General features: G+C 36.1%; 7 protein-coding genes. 2 read left to right on the top strand and 5 right to left on the bottom strand.

The genetic code is table 11. The annotated features are described in order from the left end of the window. The 5 genes from ACP5O9_RS02870 to pheA all read right to left on the bottom strand — a co-directional run. A partial coding sequence (locus ACP5O9_RS02870) for a phospholipase D-like domain-containing protein (protein WP_428723399.1) occupies window positions 1-706 on the bottom strand: 706 nt, incomplete at its 3' end. 7 nt (window positions 707-713) lie between these two features. Then, the gene (locus tag ACP5O9_RS02865; protein ID WP_428723398.1) at window positions 714-1568 is read right to left on the bottom strand and encodes a prephenate dehydrogenase; all 855 of its coding nucleotides are present in this window, start codon (window positions 1566-1568) and stop codon (window positions 714-716) included. Further along, window positions 1568-2593, bottom strand: coding sequence for a 3-deoxy-7-phosphoheptulonate synthase (gene aroF / locus ACP5O9_RS02860; protein ID WP_353686071.1), 1026 nt, complete (start codon window positions 2591-2593; stop codon window positions 1568-1570). The genes ACP5O9_RS02865 and aroF overlap by 1 nt, the downstream gene beginning before the upstream one ends. Window positions 2594-2596: 3 nt before the next feature. Beyond that, window positions 2597-3706 carry a histidinol-phosphate transaminase gene (gene hisC, locus ACP5O9_RS02855; protein WP_353686072.1) on the bottom strand — a complete coding sequence of 370 codons (1110 nt, stop codon included), beginning with the start codon at window positions 3704-3706 and terminating at the stop codon, window positions 2597-2599. A gap of 13 nt (window positions 3707-3719) precedes the next feature. Next, window positions 3720-4793, bottom strand: coding sequence for a prephenate dehydratase (gene pheA, locus ACP5O9_RS02850; protein WP_424905087.1), 1074 nt, complete (start codon window positions 4791-4793; stop codon window positions 3720-3722). Between the two features lie 39 nt (window positions 4794-4832). On the opposite strand from pheA, the gene ACP5O9_RS02845 reads away from it, so the two are divergent. Together ACP5O9_RS02845 and speE are read left to right on the top strand one after the other, a co-directional pair. Then, window positions 4833-5942: a type III PLP-dependent enzyme gene (locus ACP5O9_RS02845; protein WP_424905086.1), complete on the top strand. Its 1110-nt coding sequence runs from the start codon at window positions 4833-4835 to the stop codon at window positions 5940-5942. Between the two features lie 9 nt (window positions 5943-5951). Continuing rightward, entirely contained in the window at window positions 5952-6788 is an 837-nt protein-coding gene (gene speE / locus ACP5O9_RS02840; RefSeq protein WP_424905085.1) for a polyamine aminopropyltransferase, read from the top strand. The last annotated feature ends 26 nt before the right edge of the window (window positions 6789-6814 follow it).

Here is a 6814-nt window from a genome sequence, read left to right as displayed (position 1 = left end):
CGTCAGTTCTGCTCAATTCATCTTTAAAATATTCATATAGAAATTTTAGATAAAGTTCATAAGGAGTGATATTTTCATTCAGCCATGTGTTTTGTTTTATTGTCTGAACATATTTTTCAGTGACATCAACAGCATCTTTCCATAATTCTTCAAATTTCTGTTTTGCAAACTCGTAATCGGAAGCGTTTTTAAGCTCCACATTGAATTCAAGATTATCCTGAAGTCCAGATTTAGTAAAATTACTTGAACCTGTGATGACTCTTCCTATATCTCTGTCTCCTTCCCTAAAAGTGAGAATATAAAGTTTTGCATGGAGATTCTGTGAGGGATAAGCTCTTATTTCAATTTTTCCAGTATTTATCCATTCAATGAACTTCTGCACGCCTGATTCAACATTTTCGCTGTCTTCTGATTCAGCCATTTCCTCTTCAATCAATTTTTCTATTTCCTGTTTTGTCTCGTAATGTGATGGTTTTTCTTGTTCTGCCTTCTTTACCAGATTGTAGGATTCTTTTGAAATGCCAATTCCTACAAGAATTCTAAGCTTTTCAGTATTTTTCAGTGCATTATAAATTAAATGAAATCCGCTTACATAAAAATAAGCTACAAGGCAATCAAAGAATTTGCAGTCTTTTATTAGCTGTTCAAAACGGTCTTTGAGGCTTTTACCATCTTCATTTACTATGAATGTAAGGTCAAGATTCATTCCCCCATTATAAATCAAGCTCCTGCCTTAACTTTTTTGATTCTTCTATAAATTTTTTGACTCCTTCAAACTCTTTTCTATAAAGCATCTGTTTAACCTCTTCAAGCTTTTTTGCGAAAATTTCAAGGCACTGTAAAACATTTTTATCATTCATTGCAAAAATATCAGCCCAGAGTTCTGGTGAGCTTTTAGCAATTCTCGTTGTGTCTTTAAATCCAGAACCAGCGTATTTTATAAATTTTTTATCCATTTCTGCCACAGTGTTTACAAGGCAGAATGAGATTAAATGAGGAAGATGACTTACAAGAGCATAAATCCTGTCATGCTCAGAAGGAGTCATGAACTCAACCTGGGCTCCTGTTTTAGTCCATAGTTTCGCAACTCTTTCCAATGCAGATCTGTTAGTGTTTTTTGTTGGAGTAATGATGACCTTTGAGCCTTCAAAAAGTTGAGCTTTTGCATACTCAAATCCTGTCCTGTCTGAACCAGCAATAGGATGTGTTCCAACAAAGTAAACGCCTTTCGGCATTAATCTTTCAAGTTTATTAACCACTTCTTCTTTAACACTTCCCACATCAGTAACCACTGTGTCTTTTTTTAGATAAGTAGCCATTTCTGAAGTGATTTTTTCAAATACTCCCAGGGGGGTTGCAAGAACAATAAGTTCTGCTTCACAGACCTCTTTAAGGGAATCAGTATATGTATCTATTATGCCAAGCTTAAAAGCTTTTTTAAGCCTTTCCTTATTTCTTCCATATCCGATAATTTTTTCAGTCAGTTTTTTTTCTTTTAATGCTAAGGCTAAGGAACCTCCGATTAAGCCAACTCCAATGATTGATACAGTTTTAAATCCATCCTCCATTATGCTTCCCTGCCAATAGCCTTAGCTACAGCTTGAATTTTTTTCATCATATTTTTAAATTGCTCAGGAGTCAAAGATTGCTCACCATCAGAGAGAGCTTCTTCAGGATTTGTATGAACCTCAATCAAAAGCATGTCAGCACCAGCAGCAACTGCAGCAACTGCCATTGGCTCAACAAGCTCACGCTTTCCAACACCATGACTTGGGTCAACTGCAACTGGTAAGTGACTGAGGGATTTAAGCAGAGGAACAGCACTCAGGTCAAGAGTATTTCTCGTAGCTGTCTCGAAAGTTCTTATACCTCTTTCACAGAGTATGACCTTTTCATTACCTCTTGAAAGAATATACTCTGCTGCCATGAGAAGCTCTTTTATTGTTGCAGACATTCCTCTTTTAAGCACAACAGGCTTGTCAACTGAGCCAACTTCCATAAGAAGTCTAAAATTCTGCATGTTTCTTGTGCCGATTTGAAGAATATCAACATAATCAAGCATTACATCTATGTCTCTTGGATCCATTATTTCGCTTATCACAGGAAGCCCAGTTCTTTCCTTTGCTTCTTTGAGATATTTAAGTCCTTCAACACCCAATCCCTGAAAGGAATAAGGAGATGTGCGTGGCTTAAAGGCACCACCTCTCAAGAATGTTGCGCCTGAGGCTTTGACTTTTTCAGCAATATCAAGAAGTGTAATCCTGTTTTCAACAGCACATGGACCTGCTGCAATATGTACTCTTTTGCCTCCAATCTGGCAATCATCAACCTGAATTATAGTGTCTAATCTTTTGAAGTCTCTGCTTGCCAGTTTGTAGGGTTTGAGGATTCTTACAACATCTTCAACACCTGGAATTGCTCTTATTGCATTTTCCTCATCCTCTGTTACTTTTGAGGTGTCTCCAATTACTCCGATAATTGTTCTTTCAGTTCCCCTTGAGACATGGGGTTTAAGTCCCTTTGCCTCAAGTTTTTTCACAATTTTTTCAATCTGCTCCTCAGTTGCATCTGGTCTTAATACAATAATATCCATCGTTTAACCTCCAAAAAATTTTTTTAAACTTTCTATAAAAGTTTTATTTTCTTCAGGCAAACCAATTGTAACTCTTATCTGTCTTGGTCCTACAGGTCTTATAATGACTCCCTGCCTGAGAAGCGAGTCAAAAACTTCCTTAGATGAAATACTCTCAGGCAGTATTATGTAAATGAAGTTTGTCTGTGTGGGGAGATATTGAATTTGTTTTATTTTATCAAGCTCAGAATAGAGATATTGCTTGCCTTTTTCGTTAATTTCAATCACTTTTTTTAAATGCTCCTCATCTTTTAAAGCAGCCTCTGCAGCAATTTGAGCAATGGTGTTTGTGTTAAAGGGTTCTCTTATTCTGTTCATCTCTGTAATGATTTCTTTTTTTGCAATTCCATAACCTATTCTCAGGCTTGCCAATCCATAGGCTTTTGAAAAGGTTCTTAAAATCAGTATATCCCTTCCCTCTTTAAAATATCTTAAAGTATCAGGATAATCTGACTCTGTAACATACTCATAATAGGCTTCATCTACCACAACAAGTATGTCTTCTCGGAGAGCCTTCATGAAGCTATCAAATTCTTCTCTGTAGTTCATTGTGCCTGTTGGATTATTGGGATTAGCTATGAATACGATTTTTGTTCTGTCTGTTATCTCCTTAAGCATTCCTTCAAGGTCATGTCTGTAGTCTCTAAGTGGCACTTCCTTTGCAATTCCACCCTGTGCTGTCACACTCATTGCATAGACAACAAAAGAAGGAGTAGCCATAACTGCTTCGTCCCCTGGACCAATGTAAGTTTTTACAGCAATATCAATAAGTTCATTTGAGCCATTGCCGAGAATTATTTCATCATGTGTAAGATTTAATCCTCTTTTGGCAAATAATTCACATAAAGCATTCTTAAGATAAAATCCGCTTCCTTCTGGATATCTTGCAAGCTCAGAAGGATTTGAGAGAAATTCTTTGATAGCCTGTACAACCTTTGGTGAAGGACCCAGAGGATTTTCATTGGATGCAAGCTTAATGCATTGCTTGATGCCAAGCTCTCTTTCCACCTCTTTAATTGGTTTGCCAGGAATATAGGGCTGAATCTTTTGAACATAAGGCAGCGGTTTGACCATAAAAGCCTCCCTTTTATTCAAAAATTGGATATGATCCGAGATGAACAAGCTCTATACAGTAATCTTTTACTTTTTCAAGGGTTTGTTTTACATTTTCGTCTTCAATGTGCCCAATAAAATCAACAAAGAATATATACTCCCACTTGCGCATCTTTGCTGGACGTGATTCTATTTTTGTAAGATTTATGTTGGCATCCTTAAAAGGCTGTAAAGCATTATAAAGAGCACCAGGTTTATCCTGAAGGGAAAACATGATAGAGGTTTTATCTGATCCTGTTTTCTTAGGAAAAGTTTTTCCAAGTATAAAGAATCTTGTGTAGTTGTTTTTGTAGTCTTCAATGTGTTTTGCGACAAACTTGAGTCCATACATGTTTGCAGCAAAATCGCTCGCAATTGCTGCAATTTCTGCATCCATACAGGCCTGCTTTGCTGCCTCAGCAGTGGAGGCAACATCATACAGGGGTATATCAGGCATATTTTTTCTCAACCATTCTCTGCATTGAGCCCTTGCATGAGGATGAGTGTAGATTTTTTTTACTTTTTCCTTTTCTCCTGTAAGAGAAAGAAGATGAAGGGTTATAGGAATTATTATCTCCCCCGAGATTTTTACTTCATGCTGCATAAACATGTCAAGAGTATAGGTAACAGTTCCTTCATTTGAATTTTCTATTGGAACAACGCCAAACCGGGACAGTCCCTTTTCAACAGATTCAAAAATAGATTTAATGCTATCCTGAGGCTCAAAATGAGCAAAACTTCCAAAATATTTTATTGCAGCAAGATGGGTAAATGTGCCTTCGGGTCCAAGATAACCCACTTTTTGTGATTCCTGAAGTGCCAGCGTGGCTGAAAGAATTTCCCTGAAAAGAGTTTTAATTACATCATTAGAAAAAGGTCCTTCATTTATTTTTAAAACTTTATCAATGATTTTTTTTTCCCTTACAGGGTCATAGAATGAAAGTCCTTCAGCTTTCTTTATTTGTGCTATTTCTATGGCAATTCTGGCTCTTTCATTTAAAAGTTTGAGAATTTCTCTATCAATCCTGTCAATCCTATCCCTTAGATTTTTTAGTCTTTCATTTTCCATTTTTTATTCTATCATAGAATATGATAAAATTTTAAAATTATGAAAAACACACTTATGGACAGAGTTCTAAACTGGATAGCCTCTCATGATGATGAACCACCTTATCTTCTTATTGATAGAGAAACCCTGAAAGAGAAAATTTCAATGATTGGTAAGGGAATTAAGAATTCAAAAGTTTTCTATGCAGTAAAAGCTAATCCAGATATAGAGGTATTGAGATTTCTTAATACCTTCAATATCGGGTTTGAGATAGCTTCAGAGGGAGAGCTTGCAATTCTTAAACAGCTTAATGTTGAACCTGAGCGAATAATAACGAGTAATCCAATAAAAACTTTTAAATTTCTTAAAGAAGCAGTGCAATATGGTATTGAATATTATGCCTTTGACTCACAAGTAGAAGTGGATAAAATGGCAAAATATGCACCTGAAAAAAAAGTTTATGTAAGACTGTCTGTTCCAAATGAAGGAAGTGAATGGCCCCTTAGTAAAAAATTCGGAGTTGAAATGGAAGAAGCTGTACAGTTACTTATTTATGCGAAACACAAAGGGCTTCACCCTGTAGGTATTACCTTTCATGTTGGTTCTCAATGCAGTAACATTTATAACTGGCACACTGCTATAGACAAGGCAAGGCAGGTAAAAGAACTCGCTAAAAAGGCAGGAATTGATATAAAAATGCTTAATATTGGAGGTGGATATCCTATTGAATACACAAAGAAAGTTCCTTCCATAGAAACAATAGAAAGTAAGATTAATTCACTTCTTGAGGAATATTTTCCTGATACGGAGATTTTTATTGAGCCTGGCAGGGCAGTGGTGGGAGATGCTGGAGTTTTTGTCTCAAGAATTATTGGTAAAGCTCAAAGAGGAGATGAAAACTGGCTTTACATAGATGTGGGTGTTTTCAATGGATTAATGGAAAGCATAGGAGGCATTAAATATCAATATGTAGTTGGAAGCAGAGGAGAGCAAAAACTGTGGACAATTGCAGGTCCAAGCTGTGATAGCTTTGATGTCATAGACAGGGAAGTCCTTCTTTCTGAACCAGATGTGGGAAGCCTTATACTTATTCTTTCTGCTGGAGCATATACTATATCCTATGCTTCAGAATTTAATGGATTTTCTGTACCAAAAACATTTTTAATTTAGGAGGATACTATGATTAAATTTTTTGAGAAAGACCCCTATGCACCGATTCAATATGTGTATGATGTAGAAAAGGTGCTTTATAAAGGGAAAAGTAAATTTCAGGAAATTATGGTTTTTGAAAATGCCTATTTTGGAAAAATTCTTGTTCTCGATGGCGTTGTTCAACTCACTGAAAGAGATGAGTTTATATATCATGAAATGTTAACCCATGTCCTCATGCACGCTCATCCAGAAGCAAAAACTGTTGCAGTTATAGGTGGTGGAGATGGTGGAGCAGTAAGAGAGGTTCTTAAGCATGACTGCGTAAAAAAGCTTTATTTTATAGAAATTGATGAAGAAGTGATAAATGTTTCAAAAAAATTTTTCCCCTCTGTATCTAAAGCTATAGATGATCCAAGAGTAGAGGTAAGATGCATGGATGGAGCAGAGTTTATAAAGGAGATGGAAAATTGCCTTGATGTTATAATTGTTGATTCTACTGATATAATAGGTTTTGCTAAAAGTCTTTTTACTGTTGAGTTCTTTAAATCAGTCAGAGATGCCCTTACTCAGGATGGAATGTTTGTAACCCTTTCCGAATCACTCATCTTTCATAAAGAGCTTGTTTATGAAGTTCAAAACTCAATGAAGCTTATTTTCCCCATTGTTGACCTTTACACAGCTTCTATTGCAACCTATGCTGGCAATTGGTGGAGCTTCTCAGTGGGCTCAAAATCCTTAGATCCCCGCGAAGTGAGAAAACATGTAAAAATATCGACAAAACTTTACACTGAGGATCTGCACAGAAGCTGTTTTCTGCCAAAAGACATTTATCAGAAACTTTTAAACAAAGAACTTGACTGGTAGAATATTTGACTTTTTTAAAGTTTTCA

Source organism: Thermodesulfovibrio sp., from assembly GCF_049969575.1.
GTDB lineage: Bacteria > Nitrospirota > Thermodesulfovibrionia > Thermodesulfovibrionales > Thermodesulfovibrionaceae > Thermodesulfovibrio > Thermodesulfovibrio obliviosus.
This window is presented reverse-complemented; position numbering and strand designations above follow the sequence as displayed.